Below are 19,327 nucleotides of genomic sequence, written 5' to 3'. Positions count from 1 at the left end.
GCCCCCTGTGAAAGCTTAGCGAGCGATTACAGGGGGTGCGGGGGTAGCCATTTCATTAGGGGACTCGTGTCAGTCCTGCACGAACTTCGCACTGACATACGGCGAATAATCCGGCAGCACCGTCTCAACCTTCCCCCTGTTCCTTCAAAAACTTCGCCGTCTCGCCAATCGCCTTGGCCGTGCCGCCATCGAGCAGCGCGCTGGTCTGTTGCGCCTTGGCATCCGGGAACGCTGATCCTGCGAGCAATTCCGGTACGTCGGCGGCATTGGCACCGGTCAATTTGGCGATTTTTTGCACCGGCACGGAGTCCGCCGTCCAGCTGTCCTTATGCGCCGCATAGTCGGCAAATGAATCGAGGGTAACCTTGGCGAATTTCGCCACCACTTCCGGATGCTTCTCGGCGAAATCCTTGCGCGCGACCCAGACCTCGAAGGTCGGCGCGCCCCATTGGCCGACCTGGGCGGCGTCGGTCAAGGTCTTGCCGGTCTTGCGAATTTCCCCCAGCGCCGGCGACCAGACGAACGCGCCGTCGATGTCCCCACGCTTCCACGCCGCGGCGATTTCCGCCGGTTGCAGGTTCACCACTTTGACTTTCGAGGTGTCCAGGCCCCAGTGCTTGAGCGCGCCGAGCAGGCTGTAGTGAGAGGTGGAAACGAAAGGCGTGGCGATGGTCTTGCCGATCAGATCCTGCGGTTTATCGATGCCGCTGCCGTTGCGTACTACGAGGGCTTCAGCAGCATTGATCTGCGCTGAAACGATGAACGCCACGATCGGCAGATTGCGCGACGCGGCGGCCGCCAGCGGACTGGAGCCGAGGTTGCCGATCTGTACATCACCCGAAGCAATGGCGGTCACTACTTCCGGGCCGCTGTTGAATCGACGCCAGTCGATTTTCTCACCGATGGTTTTTTCGTAGAGGCCGTCTGCCTGGGGGACTTTGCTCGGGTCGATACCGGTCTGGTAACCCACCGTGAGGTTGGCCGCGTGCGCGGTGAAAGAAAAAAGCAGCGATACACAAACTGTCACAATTGGTCTGGATAGTGCGCGTCTGGTGGTCATGGCGTTGTCCTTTTCGACTGGTTTTGTTTCAGGATTGCTTCAAAACCTAATCGATATAAGAAACGCAAAATAAATAACATTTAGGAATTAGCTTATTAGTCAGCCGCTCTATTCTGAGGGAGTGCTGGTGCGGTGAGCTAAATACCTAAATGGTATAAGAAAAGAAGCCATCTATTCTTTTCAGGTTTGTGACAATTTCATGAACCTGCATGGACCAAAAAACCGGGGATTAGACTATGGTCGTAGACACACATAGTTACGATTGACTTGTGAGTCACCGACCGGCGCTAATCGCGCATCTTAGGATTCCAGGCAACTGACCCGGAACCAGGACTACAAGAATTAGAGACGAGAGGAGCTTATCAATGAACAAGTCCACCTTGGCCTTGGCCGTGGCCTTTGGGGTTCTGGCGCAGCAGGCAGGCGCAGCGGGTTTCCTGGAAGACAGCAAGGCTTCCGTCAGTTCTCGCACCATGTATTACAACGACGATAACCGTGATCCAGGTGGTTCCGATCAGCGTGAAACTGCTGAAGGTCTGAAGTTCGACTATCAGTCCGGTTTCACCCAAGGCACCGTTGGTTTCGGTATCGATGCTCAGGCGCTGGTTGGTATCCATCTGGACGGCGGCAAGGGCCACCACCCTGATTCCAACACCTTCTTCCCAAGTGACACCGATGGTTCGGCTGTACACGAGTGGAGCCGCGCATCGGCTAACGTGAAGGCACGCTTCTCCAAGACCGAAGCTCATCTGGGCGGCGCTCTGCAGCCCAACATGCCAATCCTGGTCGCGAACGATAGTCGTCTGCTGCCGCAGACCTTCGACGGTGGCACGATCACCTCGAAGGAAATCGATAACGTTACCTTTAACGCCGGTCAGCTCGAGCACTCGGCGGGTCGTGCGTCTTCCAACTCCACTGGCTTGGCAGTGGCCGGCGGTACCCAGGACAGCAACCAGTTCCGCTACGCTGGTGCTGATTGGAAAGTCACCAAAGACCTGATGTTGCAGTACTACTACGCGAATCTGGAAAACTACTACAAGCAGAACTTCCTTGGTCTGGTGCACGTTTACCAGATCGCTCCAAACCAGTCCTTCAAGACTGATGTGCGTTACTTCGACAGCAGCTCCGATGGCAAAAATGGCGATGCCGGTTATTTCTTCAATAACAATGGCGGCTATGCAAGCAATCCTAATGAGGTCGATAACAAGACGTGGAGTGCAATGTTCACCTACACCTTGGGTGGCAACGCGTTTCTGCTCGGTCACCAGCGTGTCAATGATGACGGTGGTTTTGTTTACCTGAACCAAGGCAACGTGGTTGATGGCAACGGTCGTAACGAAGGCAACGGCGGAACCAGTTTCTACCTGTTCACCGATGCCATGATCAACGGCTTTGTGCGTGCGGGCGAAAATACCACTTTTGGTCAGTACAGCTATGACTTCGCCGCAGCGGGTCTTCCCGGTTTGAAAGCGTCGATTGCCTATCTGCGTGGCGAAAACATCAAAGCCAGAAACGGGACTGGCAGCGACATGTCCGAATGGGAACGTGATATGCGTGTCGACTACACCATTCAGCAGGGGACCTTCAAAGGTTTGGGCGCGACTCTCCGTCATGGCGTATACCGCGGTAACGCGGAGAACCTTGCCGATAAAGACCAAACCCGTCTGATCTTCAACTACACCTACAGCTTCATGTAAGCAGTCGGCGTAAAAAGAGCCCCGTCCTAGTACGGGGCTTTTTTTCGGGTCAACTTTTTATTCCATAAAACTATCTATTGATGATTTTTTATTCTTTTTAGATTTTTACCCAAGCGTCTACAGTAGCTCCCACCTGACCAACAGGCCCCGCGACACCCCGGTTCACTTACCCGTTGCACCCTCCCGATCACCACGACTACAGGAATCGGTTTAAATGCCGATATTATTTCTGGTCGGACATCGTACGACTCGTTATATTCCATCCCGATATAAATAGGGTTTGGGTGATTCAATTCGGTTTTATGAACGGGTATGCTGCGCCGCCCAATTTTCAGGGGCAGGTTTCACTGCGGGTTCGTGGTGCCACTCATGCGAATCAAGGATCCAGGGCAATCGACCCCGGACCTAAAAATTAGAAATTACAGGAGCGAAACAATGAACAAGTCCACCTTGGCCCTGGCTGTGGCCGTTGGGGTTTTGGCGCAGCAGGCAAGCGCCGCCGGTTTCATCGAAGACAGCAAGGCCACTCTGGGTCTGCGTAACTTCTACATCAACACCGACTACCGCGACGGCACCGGTAACGTTCCGAACAAGAACGAAGAATGGGGCCAAGGCTTCGATCTGCGTTTCACTTCCGGTTACACCCAGGGCACCGTCGGCTTCGGTATCGACGCGATCGGCCTGCTGGGCGTGAAACTGGATTCGGGCGGCGGCACTAACGGTGCGTCGAACAACTCCTACGGCGGCACTGTCTTCCCGAGCAAGTCCAACGGCGAAGCGGTAGACAACTTCTCCAGCCTGGGCCTGACCGCCAAGGCCAAGGTCTCGCAGACCGAGCTGAAGCTGGGCACCCTGCAGCCAAAACTGCCGGTTATCGTAACCAACGACGGTCGTCTGCTGCCGCAAACCTGGCAAGGTGGCCAGATCACCTCCGGTGACATCAAGGACCTGACCCTGGTCGGTGGCCAGATCGAGCAGGCCAAGGGCCGTAACTCGAGCAACAACCAGCAACTGTCGATTTCCGGTGCCAACGGCCGCACCGCAGCAGGTCGCGACAGCAACAAGTTCATCTACGGTGGTGGTGACTACAAAATCACCAAGGACCTGACTGCGCAGTACTACTACGGCAACCTGGAAAACTTCTACAAACAACACTTCCTGGGTCTGACCCACAACTGGGCAATCGGCCCGGGTGTACTGAAATCCGACCTGCGTTACTTCAACAGCAGTGATGACGGTGCCAACGGTCACGACGTGAACTACTACACCACCGGTAACTACAACGCGCCGAACGGCAAGGGCAAAGTCGACAACAACCTGTACAGCGGCCTGTTCCTGTACACCGTCGAAGGTCACACCTTCGGTGGCGGTTACCAGGTCAGCAATGGCAGCAGCGACTTCCCTTGGCTGAACCAGGGCGACGGTTCGTCGGCCTACATCATCACCGACATGCAGATCCAGAAGTTCGCCCGTGCCGGCGAGCGCACCTGGCAAGCACGCTACTCGTTCGACTTCGCCAAGGTTGGCGTACCTGGCCTGACGGCGGGTGTGGTTTACCTCAAGGGCGACGAGATCGATACCGTCAACGCTGCCGGTCGCCAGGCGGCCAACGGCGCTTCCGAGTGGGAACGCGACCTGACCGTGGGTTACGTCGTTCAGTCCGGCGCTCTGAAGAACCTGGGCTTCATGTGGAAAAATGCCATGTGGCGCACCGACCTGCCGAACACCCGTTCCCAGGACGAAAACCGCCTGATCGTCAGCTACTCGATTCCGCTGCTGTAACAGCGCGCGGGTAACCGACGAAAAAAAGCCCCGCCCGGCATCACGCCGGGCGGGGCTTTTGCGTTTCAAGGCGGAGTCACCCCCGTAATCCCGCCCCGAAACACCCCTTTTTTGCAGCAACTCAAGGCCTTCTCGGACCTTGTGAGCGATGTTCGGCTCGATGGCTGATCAGGTCCAGTGAACAGATGTTTAATATTTCTTTATGGTCTAAATAAATCGATATTTATTCTTTTTAATAGATAAGAAACCCAGGCACAGTGGAGTTCAATAAGCACTCAAAAGGAGCAGCACCATGGGTATCAGACTCGGCGACATCGCCCCCGATTTCGAACAGGATTCCAGCGCCGGTACCATCCGTTTTCACCAGTGGCTGGGCGATAGCTGGGGTGTGCTGTTCTCCCATCCGGCGGACTTCACGCCGGTGTGCACCACTGAGCTGGGCTTCACCGCCAAGCTGAAGGACGAGTTCGCCAAACGCGGGGTCAAAGCGATCGCGCTGTCCGTCGACCCGGTGGATTCTCATCATCGCTGGATCGAAGACATCAACGACACCCAGAACACCGTAGTCAACTTCCCGATCCTCGACGACGCCGACCGCAAGGTTTCGGACCTCTACGACCTGATCCATCCCAATGCCAACGACACTCTCACCGTGCGCTCGCTGTTCGTGATCGACCCGAACAAGAAAGTGCGGTTGACGATTACCTACCCGGCCAGTACCGGGCGCAACTTCAATGAAATCCTGCGAGTGATCGATTCGCTGCAGCTCACCGACAACTACAAGGTGGCCACCCCGGCCAACTGGCAGGACGGTGACGAAGTGGTGATCGTGCCGTCGCTCAAGGATGAAGAGGAAATCAAACAGCGCTTTCCGAAGGGTTATCGGGCGGTCAGGCCCTATCTGCGCCTGACGCCGCAGCCAAATCGCTAACACACGCCATTGCCTGTACCTGAACCTGTGGGAGCGCTCGCGATGGACGTTAACGATTACGCGGGCGTCCTGATGTAACGCGGCGCCCTTGCGACCATCGCGAGCAGGCTCGCTCCCACAGGGGTAGTGAGGGGGAATTGAAGGGGAGGTGTACAGATCCACGATGCAGGGGGACTTCAGGCTGTTTCGACGGCCTTTTTTTATGCCTGGAAGTTGTGCATCCGTATATCTCCATATCGAATAACCAAATGAATAAATATGATTTATAGATATATAAATCAGCTGTTAAGGTCACTCCCATCGAAGCGAGATCGCCATCCGCGAATCGCCAACACGATCAAGGAATTGTCTGAATGCTGGTCGTCTCACTCGGTGGCAGCCCCAGCCAGCGCTCCCGTTCAGGGGTGCTGCTGGAGCGCTCCAAAACCTGGTTGCAAGGGCAGGGCGTGGAAGTGGTGAGTTACCAGGTACGGGACTTCCCGGCCGAAGACTTGCTGCATGCACGCTTCGACAGCCCGAAGGTGCTCGACCTGCTGCAACAGATTGAAAATGCCGACGGTCTGCTGATCGCCACCCCGGTGTACAAGGCATCGTTCTCCGGTGCGTTGAAAACCGTGCTGGACCTGCTGCCCGAACGCGCCCTGGCGCACAAGGTGGTGCTGCCGATGGCTACCGGCGGCAGCATCGCCCACATGCTGGCGGTGGATTACGCGCTCAAGCCGGTGTTGTCGGCGTTGAAGGCCGATGAACTGCTCCAGGGCATCTTCGCGGTCGACAGCCAGATCGCCTACGGCGAAGGCAGTGTGGCGGCGCAGCTGGCACCGGAGCTGGAACAACGTTTGAACGAGTCGCTGGAGTTGTTCTTCAGCGCCATGGCACGACGGCCAAGGCCGCTCGATCCGAGTCTGTTGAATGATCGTTTGTTGAGTGCTCGCTGGAGCATTTGAACCCCTTTCGAACACTGAAGTACTGGCCTTACTCGCCCGCCAACGGGCAAGCAGGTGCAGCCAAAACCCAACTGCAAAAAGGAGAGCGCCATGCGCCCTGTCATTTTGCGTCGTGGTCTGGTCGCTCTGTTTGCTGCGGCTGTTACCTTCGGCGCCATTACTCAAGCTCAAGCTGAAACTCTTCGTATCGGCTATCAGAAATACGGCACCCTGGTGCTGCCCAAAGCCAAAGGCACGCTGGAAAAACGCCTCGCCGCCCAAGGCGTGGACGTGCAATGGACTGAATTCCCCGGCGGCCCGCAACTGCTCGAAGGCCTGAACGTCGGCTCCATCGACTTTGGCGTGACCGGCGAAACCCCACCCGTATTCGCTCAAGCGGCAGGCGCCGATCTGCTCTATGTCGCCTACGAACCGCCAGCGCCTCATAGCGAAGCGATCCTGGTGCCGAAAGACTCGTCGATCAAATCGGTGGCCGAACTCAAGGGCAAGAAAGTCGCCCTGAACAAAGGCTCCAACGTGCACTACCTGCTGGTCCGCGCGCTGGAGGATGCCGGCCTCAAATACTCCGATATCCAGACCGTATTCCTGCCACCTGCCGATGCCCGCGCCGCGTTCGAGCGCGGCAGTGTCGACGCATGGGTGATCTGGGACCCGTACCAGGCCGCCGCCGAACAGCAACTGCAAGCACGCACCCTGCGTGATGGCCAGGGCATCGTCGACAACCATCAGTTCTACCTGGCGACCAAGCCTTACGCGCAAAAGAATCCCGAGGTGATCAAGACCCTGGTGGAGGAAGTGCGTGGTGTGGGCGAGTGGTCCAAGGCCAATCCGCAGGACGTGACGCAACAGGTCGCACCGCTGCTCGGCCTGCCGGCAGACATCACCCTGACTTCGGTTAAACGCCAGGGCTACGGCGCGCTTTTCCTCACCCCGGAAGTGGTCGCCGCGCAGCAGAAAATCGCCGACAGCTTCTTCCAGCTCAAGCTGATTCCCAAGCCCTTGAGCATCAAGGATGTGATCTGGACGCCACCGGCGGCCGTTGCCAAAGCCCAATAACCCAGCATTCGATTCCCCAAGGAGACCACTCCATGAGCCTCAATATCTTCTGGTTCCTGCCAACCCACGGCGACGGCCATTACCTTGGCACCGCCGAAGGCGCCCGCGCCGTCGACCACGGTTACCTGCAACAAGTCGCGCAAGCGGCCGATCGTCTGGGTTTTGGCGGGGTGCTGATCCCTACCGGTCGCTCCTGCGAAGACTCGTGGCTGGTGGCGGCGTCGCTGATTCCGGTGACCCAGCGCCTGAAGTTTCTGGTCGCCCTGCGCCCCGGGATCATTTCCCCGACGGTGGCGGCGCGTCAGGCGGCGACCCTGGATCGTCTGTCCGGCGGGCGTGCGCTGTTCAACCTGGTGACTGGCGGTGATCCGGAAGAATTGGCCGGCGACGGTCTGTTCCTGACTCACGAAGAGCGCTATCAGGCCTCGGTGGAATTCACCCGCATCTGGCGTCGGGTGCTGGAAGGCGAGACCGTCGATTACGACGGCCAGCACATCAGCGTGAAGGGCGCCAAGCTGCTCTATCCACCGATCCAGCAACCGCGTCCGCCGCTGTACTTCGGTGGCTCGTCGGAAGCGGCGCAGGACCTGGCGGCAGAGCAGGTGGAAATGGTTCTGACCTGGGGCGAGCCGCCGGCCGCGGTGGCCGAGAAAATCGCCCAAGTGCGGGCCAAGGCCGCCAAGCTCGGGCGCACCGTGCGCTTCGGCATCCGTCTGCATGTGATCGTGCGGGAAACCAATGCCGAGGCCTGGCAGGCGGCGGATCGCCTGATCTCGCACCTGGACGACGACACCATCGCTCGGGCCCAGGCGTCCCTGGCTCGCTTCGATTCGGTGGGCCAGCAACGCATGGCCGCGCTGCACGGCGGCAGTCGCGACAACCTGGAAGTCAGCCCCAACCTGTGGGCCGGCGTCGGTCTGGTGCGCGGAGGTGCCGGCACGGCGCTGGTGGGTGATGGTCCGACCGTCGCTGCCCGCGTGAAGGAGTACGCCGACCTGGGCATCGACACCTTCATTTTCTCCGGTTATCCACACCTGGAAGAGTCGTACCGCGTCGCCGAGCTGCTGTTCCCGCATCTGGATGTCGAGCGTCCTGAGCTGCCGAAAAGCGCCGGTTACGTCAGTCCGTTCGGCGAGATGGTGGCCAACGACATTCTTCCCAAAGCCGCGTCCCAGAGCTGAGGCGCGCCATGAAGAAAATCATCCACAGCCTCGCGCCCTGGGCGTTGCCGGTGTTGCTGCTGGCGGTGTGGCAGTTGTCGGTGTCGGCGGGCTGGTTGTCGACGCGGATCCTGCCGGCACCGGTCGCAGTGATCGAAGCCGGCGTCAGTCTGGTGCGCAGCGGCGAGATCTGGACGCATCTGGCGATCAGCGGCTGGCGCGCAGCGCTGGGCTTTGCCATCGGCGGCAGCATCGGCCTGGTCCTTGGCTTCATCACCGGCCTGTCGAAATGGGGCGAGCGCCTGCTCGACAGCTCGGTGCAGATGATCCGCAACGTGCCGCATCTGGCGTTGATTCCACTGGTGATCCTGTGGTTCGGCATCGACGAGTCGGCGAAGATTTTTCTGGTGGCGCTGGGCACCTTGTTCCCGATCTACCTCAACACCTATCACGGCATTCGCAACGTCGATCCGGCGCTGGTGGAGATGTCCCGCAGCTACGGCTTGTCCGGTTTCAGCCTGTTCCGTCAGGTGATTCTGCCGGGCGCGCTGCCTTCGATTCTGGTCGGTGTGCGCTTCGCCCTGGGCTTCATGTGGTTGACGCTGATCGTCGCCGAAACCATCTCCGCCAGCTCCGGCATCGGCTACCTGGCGATGAATGCCCGGGAGTTTTTGCAGACCGACGTGGTGGTGCTGGCGATCCTGATGTACGCGGTGCTCGGCAAGCTGGCCGACCTCGCGGCCCGTGGACTTGAACGTGTCTGGCTGCGCTGGCATCCGGCCTATCAGGTTGCCAAGGGAGGTGCCGCATGACGGCTCAACAACCTCCACGCCTGCTGCGCGGGATTCCGCTGGCGGTGCGCAAGCTGCAAAAAACCTTTGGTTCGCGGCAGGTGCTGCGCGAAATCGACCTGCACATTCCGGCCGGTCAGTTCGTCGCGGTAGTCGGTCGCAGTGGCTGCGGCAAAAGCACTTTGCTGCGTTTGCTGGCCGGTCTCGACCAGCCCACGGGCGGACAGTTGCTGGCCGGTTCCGCGGCGCTGAGCGAGGCGCGGGAAGACACGCGGTTGATGTTCCAGGAAGCGCGTCTGCTGCCCTGGAAACGGATCATCGACAACGTGGGCCTCGGGCTCAAGGGCGACTGGCGGCCACAGGCTTTGCAAGCTCTGGAAGCGGTCGGCCTGGCGGACCGCGCCAACGAGTGGCCGGCGGCCTTGTCTGGTGGGCAGAAGCAGCGTGTGGCACTGGCCCGCGCGCTCATTCACCAACCGCGCCTGCTGTTGCTCGACGAGCCGCTGGGCGCGCTGGACGCCCTGACCCGCATCGAGATGCAGCAACTGATCGAACGACTCTGGCAACAGCACGGCTTCACGGTCTTGCTGGTGACCCATGACGTCAGCGAAGCGGTGGCGATTGCCGATCGGGTGATCCTGATCGAAGACGGCGAAATCGGCCTCGACCTGCACGTGGAACTGCCGCGCCCCCGGGTTCGCGGCTCCCACCGGCTGGCGGCGCTGGAAACCGAAGTCCTCAACCGCGTGCTGTCCCTGCCGGGTCAACCGCCGGAACCGGAACCTGTTTCACTTTTGCCTACGCAATTGCGCTGGGCTCAATAACTCAAGCCTTATCCAACGACAGGAATCAACATCATGACTATCAAAGCCATCAACGTACGCAACCAGTTCAAGGGCACCATCAAGGAAATCGTTTTGGGCGACGTGCTGTCGGAAATCGACGTGCAGACTGCTTCCGGTATCGTCACCTCGGTGATCACCACCCGTTCAGTGAAAGAGCTGGAGCTGGCGGTGGGCAGCGAAGTGATCGCGTTCGTGAAATCCACAGAGGTGTCGATCGCCAAATTGTGATTGCATGCTGTGCAGACAACCCGGAGGGTTTTCGCCCTTCGGGATTTTTTTGGCTGGCCGAAAAGCCATTTGTTTAATTAAAGTGTTAACGCATTTGCAATGCACAAACCTTCCTGCTGTGCTTTTGAAATAGCATGTTTAGCATTGGAAACATCGAGTTTTTCTACAATGTTACGCATGTGAAATTTTACTGTTCGTACACTAATGCCGGTGATCAATGATATCTCGGTGTACGTTTTTCCAATGCACGCCCATTTTAAGATCTCTTGCTCTCGAGAGGTGAGTGACTTCCTTTTTCTTTCGGAAAATATGAACTCCAAAATTTGTGGGCTAAAAATGATACGTTGGTGAAATCGAATTAACAGCATCTGGAGTTCAGCTTTATGTTGCTCACGAATACGTAACAAGGCAGGGTCAAACCTATCACCGACATTTAGCAAGGAAAAACACCCGTTGGCGTCGTGAAGTGTGAAGCAGTAACCGCCTGTTAAGGGAGAGTGTTTCATGGTTTTTGAGTTAATAGAATTATAGTCTCCATCCTTTATCCTGCACTCACGCCAAAAAAAAGGTGCGACTGTGCGAAGCCCACGCTGAATAACTGGGTCAGTAAGATAGTGGCTTCTGAGCATATACTCTTCTACCCAGCCTGGTGGATAGTTGCTGATCAAAAAAGCGCTTTTTAGGTTTGTCTTTCTCACAATAAAGTACGTAAATCGTAAGAAGCCCTTTTCTTGAATTTCCATTTCAAGGGTGGACTTAAGTCGCGAGATAAACGTTGGGGAGTTGTTGTGATCAGGTTCGCCATCTATTTCCATTTAGAGGTGACTTATGTTGGTTGTTGACTTAAGGTTGTTTGCCCTGTTGAATAGTAGTCTTGTTCAAGAAATCCAGAGTTGGTACGCCCTCGTATTCAGTGATTTCTAAATGGCCTTCCGATGAGTATTTAACATTGTAGTGTCTCTTTGCGCCGCTATATGTGATGTGAAATATATGATTGTTATGCTCCATGGAATATTGATAGGATACCAGCGTCCTATCATCAGGGAGGGTCGATAAATAAATTTGCAAGTTGCGATATGCTTTTTCAGCGTGTGAGCGCTCTCGAGAAAAACATAAGAATGTAAGAAAAACAAATGCGAAAGACAAAGCAAAAGCCACGCTGTCAATCAATGGTGGTTCGATTACTTGCTTGTTGTGTCTTAAGGCTATGATCACAAAAAAAGAACAGTAAACAAGTAAAAGCGTGTTGTTTCTTTTCTTGTGGATATCTAATTGGTGTGCCAGATTGATGAGTGGGTCATCTTGTTTTTGATATTGATGGGGGTTTGATCTAAAAAGTGTATTCATTGATATGGTTTCCCTAGCAGAATCTTAAGGCTAACACTCTATTGTGGAATGAAACCATCATGGCTATTTATCAAGGAGTGTCGAAATTATGATCTATAAATTGATTTGAATGTTTGATAAAACTGATCGATTGTTGTTTTTTCGATAAGCGCGGTATCTCGATTTCGAATGGTGATAATCCCATGTGTAAACATTTCATCAAGTGAAATAAAGATGGGTGTTCCTATCTCATCGTGATATTTAATTAATTTTTGTTTTTCATCTCCGATGTTTATGGAAACCTTTCCAACAGAGATTTGCTGTAATTTTCGTTTGATTACAGTTGCGTTTTCTATTGATTGCAGATCATTTGGGTTTTCAATATACAAACATGCCTTTATAGGGGCTAAATGAGGTTTGATGCGCAATACTATGCGACTGGTGCTATCGGATGAATGAATGCGAACATACGAGTCGAGTAGAATCGCCATTAAGCCGCGGTCCACGCCTGCTGCGGGTTCAATAGCGGAAGGTGCGAATAGAGAATTAGTGGTTGGATCTCTAACTGCCATGAGTGCGGTGGATACATTATTGGGTAGGACGGAAGACTGAATGTCTATGATGTTCTGATACCCGCTATGAGAACCGCAGTCAAAGTCGCCACGGTCAGCTATTCCTTCAATTTCAAAAAAGCTTTCATTTTGTTGTTTGTAGTAAATGTCATAAGTCTTACTTGAATAATGTGCCAGTTCTTCCCTAGGCACGTCTTCAACCATGAGGTTATTTAAGTTGATTCCCTGTTGTTGCCACCAATCAAGCCGTTGCGTCAACCAATAATCATGCCACTGTCGAGCATCTCTAGTCGGAATAAAATACTGCAACTCCATTTGTTCAAATTCCCTCATCCTCACTGGGAAGTCAGTGACTTCCTGTTCATTTCTGAATGCTTTGCCGATCTGCGCAATTCCAAAAGGAAGGGATGCCTGGGTCCATTCTTTAACGCTGTCGAAGTTAGCAAAGCTATGCTGGGCAGTCGTTACTCGTAAATGGCATGGTGATAAGCATTTGTCACTATCTTTGATATGAGTTTCAAATACGCCAAATTCCTCATAGTTAGCCCCTAGAAATCCAGAATACTTGTGTAGGAGAGGGGAGGTTAGTAGAGCTGCCTCAATACCGTGCACATCATCCCTGTCATAAACAATTGCCTGCCACCACGCCTTCCTCAAGTGAATCTTGATTTCGGCCCCTAATGGGCCATAGTCGAAGACGCCAGGTAATCCGCCATATATTGAGCACGAAGATTTATAGATTCCAATTCGCTCACAAACTGCAATCGCGTCTTGTACGGGAAGCCTATTCATGTATATGCCTTAGTGAGTGTGCTAGGTTCTTAGTGGCTTAGGTGTCAATGCTGGTATTGTTGTGAACCAAAGAGTTCAAGGAGCAGATGTGACCACATTTGAGAATGTTATGTTGTCAATCAACCGGACGTTGTTAAGATGTGCGGCGCAGAGTATGACCAGGTTGCTCGTGGTTTCAGATGCCGGGTCTAGTGTGAGAGCATCGGCGCAATTGAAGTAATCTGGTTTGAAACCGAATCGAATCAATGCTTCCAAAGATTCACTTTCTATATCAGAATAAGAAAAATTACCTTCAAGTGCCATCCGTTTTGCGTTGAGTAAGACTTGATATAAATAAGAGGCTTGCTCTAGCTCAGTATCGTTCAAGTAGCCGTTTCTTGAACTAAGTGCTAAACCTCTAGTGTCCCTTACTGTCGGTACGCCAACAACATGAGTGGGGATATTTAACGTCTCCACAAGTCTGCGACATACCGCAAGTTGTTGAAAATCTTTTTCACCAAATAGAGAGTAATCCGGTTGGACGACGTTCAGGAGCTTTGTGACTATAGTTGCAATTGCGCCAAAAAAATGAGGTCTAGTTTTACCGCAGAACTGATCGCTCAAAAATGGAACCGTAACATTTGCCTGGTGATCGAGTCCGAGTGGATACATTTCTTTCACCGATGGCGCAAATACAATGTCGCATCCTGCTTCGTTAAGTTGGAAGCAATCGGTTTCCAAGGTGCGTGGGTATTTATCATAATCTTCACCTTCTGCGAAATGAGAGGGATTAAGGAAAACACCCGCGACGGTGAAATCGCTAATTTCTTTGCCATGCCTTACAAGATCAATATGGCCCGCATGCAGTGCTCCCATTGTTGAAACAAAACTTATCGTTTTTCCTTCGTTGCGAACATAATTCAGATGATTTCTCATTTCTTTAATTGTGTGGATGACTTCCATTATTGTTTCTCCTTTTTTAAAAAAAAATCGCGCTTTTTAAAGGCCTATTTTATGCGCGTCAACGAGTTCTGCCAGTGAGCGAAACCTATAGTTAGGCTCAGCGCGTGGGGAAAAATCCTTGTGAATGGAAAGAGTTCCATTCAAAGTGTTTGCTCGATTGATCCAAGCGGTATCAATACCAGTTGTAGCAGCGGGGTCTATGTCATGGAACCTACTAACACTTATGTGTAGAATTTCCCGTTTTTCGATGCCAAGGTCTGCGAGATTGCGGACTAGATACTTAAAATTTTCCAAGGCTGGTTTGAATGAGCCTATGGCCTGAGCAGTGTAGGTGCGGTAAAAACTGCATAAAAAATTGGTTTTAGCCGCTTCGATTGAAGTCTCATCAATGTTGGATAAAATTACCAATTTATGATATTGCTGCAGGTAAGTTAAAGAGTATATCGTGTCAGCGAACAGTGGCCATTTGGCAGCGGAGCTCCCAAAGGAAATGGCTTTTTCCTCGTCGCAAGGTCTATCGAGTTCAGCTAAGACTAATGCGTAGGTTTTGCTAAGTGCGAGGGGATAAAATATCTCCGGATGTTTGGCAAGAATGATCGATTCTTGAGTCAGGAAATGGGCGATGAGTTGCACGTCAGAAATTTGCATGAGTGCATCGTCACACGAGTCTCGCAATGCTTTTATAATTCCCGACTCCCAATCTACCAGAGTTCCGAAACAATCGAAGCTTATAGCGCGATAATCTGATAATTTCATTTGTGATCCAAAGAGTTGGTGACGGTTACGCGAGTTTAATTCGGAGCCATACTGTTGGGTTTTTCTTGAAGCATTTGGAGCACGTTATTGTATTTGTCTAAAATTGCGACTTTGGCTTCAATTCGTTTAGCGCTGTTTTGAAAAGCCATAATGATAACTTGTTCGCCAGCGGTAATAAGGTGCGCTGCCGCACCGTTAATGCAGATGTCTTTTTTCCCTCTCTCCCCCGAAATAACGTAAGTCTCCAGTCGGGCTCCTGATGTGTTTGATACGACCATTACCTTTTCTCCAGGCCATATATCGACCTTGTCCAATAATTCTTGGTCGATGGTAATAGATCCTACGTAAGCCAGATTTGCTTCGGTCACAATGGCATTATGAAGTTTTGCGTGCATAACAGTGCGCATTTACGGGTCTCCCGTGTCTGGTGAATTGTTTGCCAGGCGTGCTTATTAAAGGATGCCGCGGTGCTTCAAGCCCAACGATTTAGTTCTGCAGATTTTGTTTTGTATGGCTCTAGCTCAGAAGGACTGATCGGTTTATCCCACACATTCGTTAGTCGTAACAACCTGTCTCAAGGTACAGGTGCCAAGAAATTTGCACCCTCACTATATTATCCCTTCTGTCGTGTTTCACTAGGGGCGCGTCAACCCGAGTGAAGTTTGAATTTAATATCAGGGTCGAAAATCATGAATAATTTACCTGTCTGGGCCAGTGGTGAACTGTCGGAGTTAAAAGCGCGATACTTGAGGGATAGATATCTTTTTATCGAAGGTGAGAAGTTAAAGGAGTACCTACGCTGTCTGGGAGCGACAGACGTCGATATTATTTCGTTACAGTACATTAGTGATAATCTAAGATCTGATCCAACCTTGCCGTTTAGAAAGTCGCGTAATGGTCGGTTTTTGTTTGACTATAAGGAGTCAAACATAACTAGGCTTGAGTTTCAGCCATTCATACTTTCGCATGACGAAGACTTTGTCCGTTTTGACTCTAACAAATTAAGGTCATTCGAGGAGATTGATAACGAATTACAGTTAAATACAGCATTTCAAGCGCTCCTCTGTATAAAATCAATGTTTATCAAGGATTTTTATATCCATCCTAGGAAAAATTTGCTCCCGGAGCGACATCGCAATGTCTGTACAGTATTCAACCTCAGGACGCTGACAACACGAAGCTTGCAGGGAGAGCCAGCACTGGAGGGAGTTCATAGTGACGGCGTGGAACATACAATGACCACGTTGTTAGGAACAAAAAACATGTCGCTGGATAGTGCGGTGACTTTCATACATGATTACAAGGAAGAAAATGGTATAGGCTGGGATAGTGCATCCGAAAAATATATGTTGGGAAGGGTGCAGCATATGAATTTTCTAGATACTTTATTTATTGTCGATAGTGAAAAAAAACATAGCCTATCGCCGGTGTATGCCTCCGACACAAATAAGGAGGCTACTAGGGATATGTTGATTTTTTTCACTCGCCGTCCTACTTCATTGCTACACAGCACTAATCCGTTCGATTCGCTTAATGCGCATAGGGACTTACCTATGCATATTGAGCTTCCCCGAACACTCTAGGTTTTGGCGCGAAGAAATAATCGGAATCAGCGCGCGCCTTAATGAACTCTAAGATCTAAACGTGTATTGAGGGTTGTAGGAAATGTTACTGGATATCATAGAAGGATCCCATTGCTGGACTGCTGCCACATATGCCCAACAGGATTCATTTCTTAATCTATCAGATGTATTTAATGGTAATTTTGAAACGTTAATAAAAAGTGGTATTGCGTCTTTGGAAATCGATCACTTGCTGAATGGACTCGCCACGCGCATTACTGATATTTGCGAGCGTGGACAGGGTTTTGCGGTGCTTAAAGGATTGTCGCCAGATGATTATTCTGAAGAACAGATGTTGCGCTTCTATCTTTTGCTGGCAGGTAGGATTGGGAAGTTAGTTTCACAAAATCATGGTGGTGATAAAGTGGTTACCGTTTCTGATAAGAAGTCAGGTACTTTAGCTGATCTTAATGTGCGGGCGTATAACACAAATCAGGGCCTAAATTTTCACAGCGATTCTTCAGATATAACCGGGTTGCTATGTATTAATAATTCCCAGGAGGGTGGTGAGTCGCTGGTGGTTAGTGCTGGTAATATACATAACTTGATATTGGCGGAATACAAGGAGTATTTGGCGCTTTTCTATCATGGTTTTCTCTATGATAGCCGTGGTGAAGAGGAAGTGGGAATGCCTCCCGCTTATCGTAACTCAGTGTTCCACTATCGGGATTCAACCTTAAGTTGTCGATTTTATCTGGCGGACTATATACTGCCAGGGTTGGAGAAAATGAAACTAAAGCCAAGTTGCGCGGAACTCCAAGCGATCGAGATTTTTTCTAAATTGTGCGAAGATCCAAAAAACCATATTTCTTTCAAAATGGATGCTGGGGTTATTGTTTTTTACGATAATAACACTGCTTTGCATGCGAGAAGACCTTTTATAAGTAATTCAAGTCAGTTGACGAGAAGGCTATTGCATCGAGTATGGATAAATCCTCACGAACACCGGTCGTTTCCTGAAGGTTTTGCTAAATATCGATTTGGATATGATGATCCTATCTGATATTTTGCTATTTTTAGTAAGGCATATGCAGGATGGATATGACTACAGTGCAAAATGGACTCGTACTTTCGCAAGGCAATTGTAGCTACTGGGAATTCAGCCCTGAGCAGTGGTCGTGCTTTTCCGCTAAGAAAATTTCTAGCGGTTCGTCATCGTTGATGAAGGAGCTTTTATCTTCCGTTCAGCCTGCGACGCGTAAGGAAGTAATGAATATATTAATTCCACTGGCTCATCTATTAAATGCACGAGCTGCAGCAGCTCGATCGGTTCACCAAGTAAAAGAGAATTTTTTAGGGTTGCCTGTATTAAATGCACCCTATGTCATTGGTGTGTCCGGCAGTGTAGCAGTAGGAAAAAGTACTTTTGCAAGAACGTTGTCATCTATCCTGGAGGCCTTGTGCGAGTCGCAGAGTGTTCAGCTGGTCACAACGGATTCATTTCTTTTTTCATTGAAAGAGCTCAATAATAAAAATATTTTACATAGAAAGGGTTTTCCGGAGTCGTATGATAAGAAAATGCTTTATGAGTTTCTTTATTCTGTATGCATAGAGCGACGCGCGGTCAATATACCCATATATTCTCATGTTCTATATGACATAGTTCCTGAGGTCGTGCAGCAAGTGCAAGTGCCGGATATCCTTGTATTGGAAGGATTGAATGTCCTGCAGAATCATGACAGGGCGAGTTGCGATGTTTTGGATTTTATCGACTTCTCTATCTATGTCGATGCCCCAGCTGACACCATTAGAAGTTGGTATATCGACAGGTTTGTTCGTTTGAAGAATACGGCCTTTCAGTCATCTGAATCATATTTCAATAAATTTAGAGATTTTTCCAATGATGAAGCCATTTCGATGGCTGCGGATATATGGGAGCGTGTCAATTTAAAAAATCTTGTCGAGAACATCCTACCTACACGTGACAACGCAAGTTTAATTGTTCAGAAAAAATTAGATCACTCCGTTGAACGGCTGTTTCTTAGGGTTATTTGACCGTTGGGAGCGGGCTTGCTCGCGAAGAGGCAGAGAGTCTGGCGAAGATCTCAGGCCGGACCGCCGCGCTTTGGCAGGTAAGGCGGCAGATACAGCCCCAGATACGCATCGAACACCCGCATCCCTTCCTCGGCCATGCGCGGGGTGATCTGCCCGTGCTGTTGCACCGAGCGTGCGTACACACGGTCTCCCAGCTCCATGGCCAGCGCAAACACATCCACGTCATCCGGCAGCTTCGGCAACTCGAAATGGTGGTCGAACAGCTTGTGCATCAGGTCGCCCAGTTCGATGTCGTGCTGGCGGTCGGCCTGGGTGACTTCGGTGAGTCCGTGCTGAGCGAGGATCAGCTGGCGGGCGGCGGCGTCGGCGCCGTAGATGGCCAGCATGCGTTGTTCGACCAGGCGCGAAAGGTCACGCCAGCTGTTGAGCGTGGCGTGGTCGATAGGTGCTTGCAGGCAGGCGCGGAAGGCGGCGTGGACATCGGCGGTCAGCGCTTCGAGCAGGGCCGGGACGCTGGCGAAGAAGTGGTAGACCGAGGAGGGCGGGATCTGCGCGCGCTCGGCGACACTGTAGATCGACAGACTGGCCACACCCTCGGCCGCCAGCAGCGTGCGCGCCGCATCGAGAATCGAATCGATCCGGGCCTGGCTGGCTGCGCGGGGTTTGCGGGGGCTGGCTACGCGTGTCATTGGAGTCTCCTGCGGGGCAGCGGGCATTGTACGAGCAGGCTTCTGTGTTGTCTTGCAGGCCGCCTTCGCGAGCAAGCCCGCTCCCACATTGGATCGCCGGTGAACACCAAATCTTCATTCGACACTGATCCAATGT

At 52.1% G+C, this 19,327-nt stretch carries 19 protein-coding genes and 1 pseudogene; 12 read left to right on the top strand and 8 right to left on the bottom strand.

Annotated features, from left to right (window positions below; genetic code table 11):
• Positions 1 to 69: 69 nt before the first annotated feature.
• Positions 70 to 1,060: pseudogene (gene tauA / locus ACW9JE_RS19075) on the bottom strand (taurine ABC transporter substrate-binding protein).
• Positions 1,061 to 1,425: 365 nt separating this feature from the next.
• Between tauA and ACW9JE_RS19070 the strand changes: the two are divergent.
• The 9 genes from ACW9JE_RS19070 to ACW9JE_RS19030 all read left to right on the top strand — a co-directional run bounded on the left by ACW9JE_RS19070 (position 1,426) and on the right by ACW9JE_RS19030 (position 10,497).
• Complete coding sequence (locus ACW9JE_RS19070; RefSeq protein WP_457433613.1) at positions 1,426 to 2,757, top strand: OprD family outer membrane porin; 1,332 nt, start codon at positions 1,426 to 1,428, stop codon at positions 2,755 to 2,757.
• A gap of 435 nt (positions 2,758 to 3,192) precedes the next feature.
• The gene (locus ACW9JE_RS19065; RefSeq protein ID WP_457433612.1) at positions 3,193 to 4,539 is read left to right on the top strand and encodes an OprD family porin; all 1,347 of its coding nucleotides are present in this window, start codon (positions 3,193 to 3,195) and stop codon (positions 4,537 to 4,539) included.
• Positions 4,540 to 4,831: 292 nt separating this feature from the next.
• Positions 4,832 to 5,470 (top strand): peroxiredoxin, encoded by a 639-nt coding sequence (locus tag ACW9JE_RS19060; RefSeq protein ID WP_457433611.1) that lies wholly within the window; start codon positions 4,832 to 4,834, stop codon positions 5,468 to 5,470.
• Between the two features lie 353 nt (positions 5,471 to 5,823).
• Entirely contained in the window at positions 5,824 to 6,417 is a 594-nt protein-coding gene (ssuE, locus tag ACW9JE_RS19055) for an NADPH-dependent FMN reductase (RefSeq protein ID WP_457433610.1), read from the top strand.
• A 90-nt stretch (positions 6,418 to 6,507) separates the two neighbouring features.
• Positions 6,508 to 7,473, top strand: coding sequence for a sulfonate ABC transporter substrate-binding protein (locus ACW9JE_RS19050; RefSeq protein WP_457433609.1), 966 nt, complete (start codon positions 6,508 to 6,510; stop codon positions 7,471 to 7,473).
• Between the two features lie 32 nt (positions 7,474 to 7,505).
• A complete protein-coding gene (gene ssuD / locus ACW9JE_RS19045) occupies positions 7,506 to 8,654 on the top strand; it encodes an FMNH2-dependent alkanesulfonate monooxygenase (protein WP_224541995.1) in 1,149 nt (382 codons plus the stop codon).
• An 8-nt stretch (positions 8,655 to 8,662) separates the two neighbouring features.
• Positions 8,663 to 9,445, top strand: coding sequence for an aliphatic sulfonate ABC transporter permease SsuC (ssuC, locus tag ACW9JE_RS19040; protein ID WP_457433608.1), 783 nt, complete (start codon positions 8,663 to 8,665; stop codon positions 9,443 to 9,445).
• On the top strand, positions 9,442 to 10,248 hold the full coding sequence (gene ssuB / locus ACW9JE_RS19035; protein WP_457433607.1) for an aliphatic sulfonates ABC transporter ATP-binding protein: 807 nt from the start codon (positions 9,442 to 9,444) through the stop codon (positions 10,246 to 10,248). Before ssuC ends, ssuB begins: the two co-directional genes overlap by 4 nt.
• Positions 10,249 to 10,281: 33 nt before the next feature.
• Complete coding sequence (locus ACW9JE_RS19030; protein WP_175379681.1) at positions 10,282 to 10,497, top strand: TOBE domain-containing protein; 216 nt, start codon at positions 10,282 to 10,284, stop codon at positions 10,495 to 10,497.
• Positions 10,498 to 10,574: 77 nt separating this feature from the next.
• On the opposite strand, the gene ACW9JE_RS19025 is transcribed toward ACW9JE_RS19030, so the two are convergent.
• The 6 genes from ACW9JE_RS19025 to panD all read right to left on the bottom strand — a co-directional run bounded on the left by ACW9JE_RS19025 (position 10,575) and on the right by panD (position 15,292).
• The gene (locus ACW9JE_RS19025; protein WP_457433606.1) at positions 10,575 to 11,312 is read right to left on the bottom strand and encodes a LuxR family transcriptional regulator; all 738 of its coding nucleotides are present in this window, start codon (positions 11,310 to 11,312) and stop codon (positions 10,575 to 10,577) included.
• 28 nt (positions 11,313 to 11,340) lie between these two features.
• Positions 11,341 to 11,844: a hypothetical protein gene (locus tag ACW9JE_RS19020; protein ID WP_457433605.1), complete on the bottom strand. Its 504-nt coding sequence runs from the start codon at positions 11,842 to 11,844 to the stop codon at positions 11,341 to 11,343.
• 86 nt (positions 11,845 to 11,930) lie between these two features.
• Positions 11,931 to 13,187: an aminoacyl--tRNA ligase-related protein gene (locus ACW9JE_RS19015; RefSeq protein WP_457433604.1), complete on the bottom strand. Its 1,257-nt coding sequence runs from the start codon at positions 13,185 to 13,187 to the stop codon at positions 11,931 to 11,933.
• Positions 13,188 to 13,262: 75 nt separating this feature from the next.
• On the bottom strand, positions 13,263 to 14,129 hold the full coding sequence (panC, locus tag ACW9JE_RS19010; RefSeq protein WP_457433603.1) for a pantoate--beta-alanine ligase: 867 nt from the start codon (positions 14,127 to 14,129) through the stop codon (positions 13,263 to 13,265).
• A 36-nt stretch (positions 14,130 to 14,165) separates the two neighbouring features.
• Positions 14,166 to 14,777, bottom strand: coding sequence for a hypothetical protein (locus tag ACW9JE_RS19005; protein WP_457433602.1), 612 nt, complete (start codon positions 14,775 to 14,777; stop codon positions 14,166 to 14,168).
• Positions 14,778 to 14,920: 143 nt separating this feature from the next.
• Positions 14,921 to 15,292: an aspartate 1-decarboxylase gene (gene panD / locus ACW9JE_RS19000; RefSeq protein ID WP_457433601.1), complete on the bottom strand. Its 372-nt coding sequence runs from the start codon at positions 15,290 to 15,292 to the stop codon at positions 14,921 to 14,923.
• A gap of 282 nt (positions 15,293 to 15,574) precedes the next feature.
• Here panD and ACW9JE_RS18995 point away from each other — a divergent pair, with 282 nt between their 5' ends.
• The 3 genes from ACW9JE_RS18995 to coaA all read left to right on the top strand — a co-directional run bounded on the left by ACW9JE_RS18995 (position 15,575) and on the right by coaA (position 18,502).
• A complete protein-coding gene (locus ACW9JE_RS18995) occupies positions 15,575 to 16,468 on the top strand; it encodes a 2OG-Fe dioxygenase family protein (protein ID WP_457433600.1) in 894 nt (297 codons plus the stop codon).
• Between the two features lie 82 nt (positions 16,469 to 16,550).
• Positions 16,551 to 17,510, top strand: coding sequence for a TauD/TfdA family dioxygenase (locus tag ACW9JE_RS18990; RefSeq protein ID WP_457433599.1), 960 nt, complete (start codon positions 16,551 to 16,553; stop codon positions 17,508 to 17,510).
• A 38-nt stretch (positions 17,511 to 17,548) separates the two neighbouring features.
• Positions 17,549 to 18,502, top strand: coding sequence for a type I pantothenate kinase (gene coaA, locus ACW9JE_RS18985; protein ID WP_457433598.1), 954 nt, complete (start codon positions 17,549 to 17,551; stop codon positions 18,500 to 18,502).
• Positions 18,503 to 18,552: 50 nt separating this feature from the next.
• On the opposite strand, the gene ACW9JE_RS18980 is transcribed toward coaA, so the two are convergent.
• The gene (locus ACW9JE_RS18980; protein WP_457433597.1) at positions 18,553 to 19,191 is read right to left on the bottom strand and encodes a TetR/AcrR family transcriptional regulator; all 639 of its coding nucleotides are present in this window, start codon (positions 19,189 to 19,191) and stop codon (positions 18,553 to 18,555) included.
• Positions 19,192 to 19,327 lie beyond the last annotated feature (136 nt).

Source organism: Pseudomonas sp. SDO55104_S430 (genome assembly GCF_054070595.1).
This window is presented reverse-complemented; position numbering and strand designations above follow the sequence as displayed.

Bases quoted from the DNA above. Each gene is read 5' to 3' on its own strand.
- ACW9JE_RS19070 (WP_457433613.1), top strand. From the start codon at position 1,426: ATGAACAAGTCCACCTTGGCCTTGGCCGTGGCCTTTGGGGTTCTGGCG.
- ACW9JE_RS19065 (WP_457433612.1), top strand. From the start codon at position 3,193: ATGAACAAGTCCACCTTGGCCCTGGCTGTGGCCGTTGGGGTTTTGGCG.
- ACW9JE_RS19060 (WP_457433611.1), top strand. From the start codon at position 4,832: ATGGGTATCAGACTCGGCGACATCGCCCCCGATTTCGAACAGGATTCC.
- ssuE (WP_457433610.1), top strand. From the start codon at position 5,824: ATGCTGGTCGTCTCACTCGGTGGCAGCCCCAGCCAGCGCTCCCGTTCA.
- ACW9JE_RS19050 (WP_457433609.1), top strand. From the start codon at position 6,508: ATGCGCCCTGTCATTTTGCGTCGTGGTCTGGTCGCTCTGTTTGCTGCG.
- ssuD (WP_224541995.1), top strand. From the start codon at position 7,506: ATGAGCCTCAATATCTTCTGGTTCCTGCCAACCCACGGCGACGGCCAT.
- ssuC (WP_457433608.1), top strand. From the start codon at position 8,663: ATGAAGAAAATCATCCACAGCCTCGCGCCCTGGGCGTTGCCGGTGTTG.
- ssuB (WP_457433607.1), top strand. From the start codon at position 9,442: ATGACGGCTCAACAACCTCCACGCCTGCTGCGCGGGATTCCGCTGGCG.
- ACW9JE_RS19030 (WP_175379681.1), top strand. From the start codon at position 10,282: ATGACTATCAAAGCCATCAACGTACGCAACCAGTTCAAGGGCACCATC.
- ACW9JE_RS19025 (WP_457433606.1), bottom strand. From the start codon at position 11,312: ATGGAAATAGATGGCGAACCTGATCACAACAACTCCCCAACGTTTATC.
- ACW9JE_RS19020 (WP_457433605.1), bottom strand. From the start codon at position 11,844: ATGAATACACTTTTTAGATCAAACCCCCATCAATATCAAAAACAAGAT.
- ACW9JE_RS19015 (WP_457433604.1), bottom strand. From the start codon at position 13,187: ATGAATAGGCTTCCCGTACAAGACGCGATTGCAGTTTGTGAGCGAATT.
- panC (WP_457433603.1), bottom strand. From the start codon at position 14,129: ATGGAAGTCATCCACACAATTAAAGAAATGAGAAATCATCTGAATTAT.
- ACW9JE_RS19005 (WP_457433602.1), bottom strand. From the start codon at position 14,777: ATGCAAATTTCTGACGTGCAACTCATCGCCCATTTCCTGACTCAAGAA.
- panD (WP_457433601.1), bottom strand. From the start codon at position 15,292: ATGCGCACTGTTATGCACGCAAAACTTCATAATGCCATTGTGACCGAA.
- ACW9JE_RS18995 (WP_457433600.1), top strand. From the start codon at position 15,575: ATGAATAATTTACCTGTCTGGGCCAGTGGTGAACTGTCGGAGTTAAAA.
- ACW9JE_RS18990 (WP_457433599.1), top strand. From the start codon at position 16,551: ATGTTACTGGATATCATAGAAGGATCCCATTGCTGGACTGCTGCCACA.
- coaA (WP_457433598.1), top strand. From the start codon at position 17,549: ATGACTACAGTGCAAAATGGACTCGTACTTTCGCAAGGCAATTGTAGC.
- ACW9JE_RS18980 (WP_457433597.1), bottom strand. From the start codon at position 19,191: ATGACACGCGTAGCCAGCCCCCGCAAACCCCGCGCAGCCAGCCAGGCC.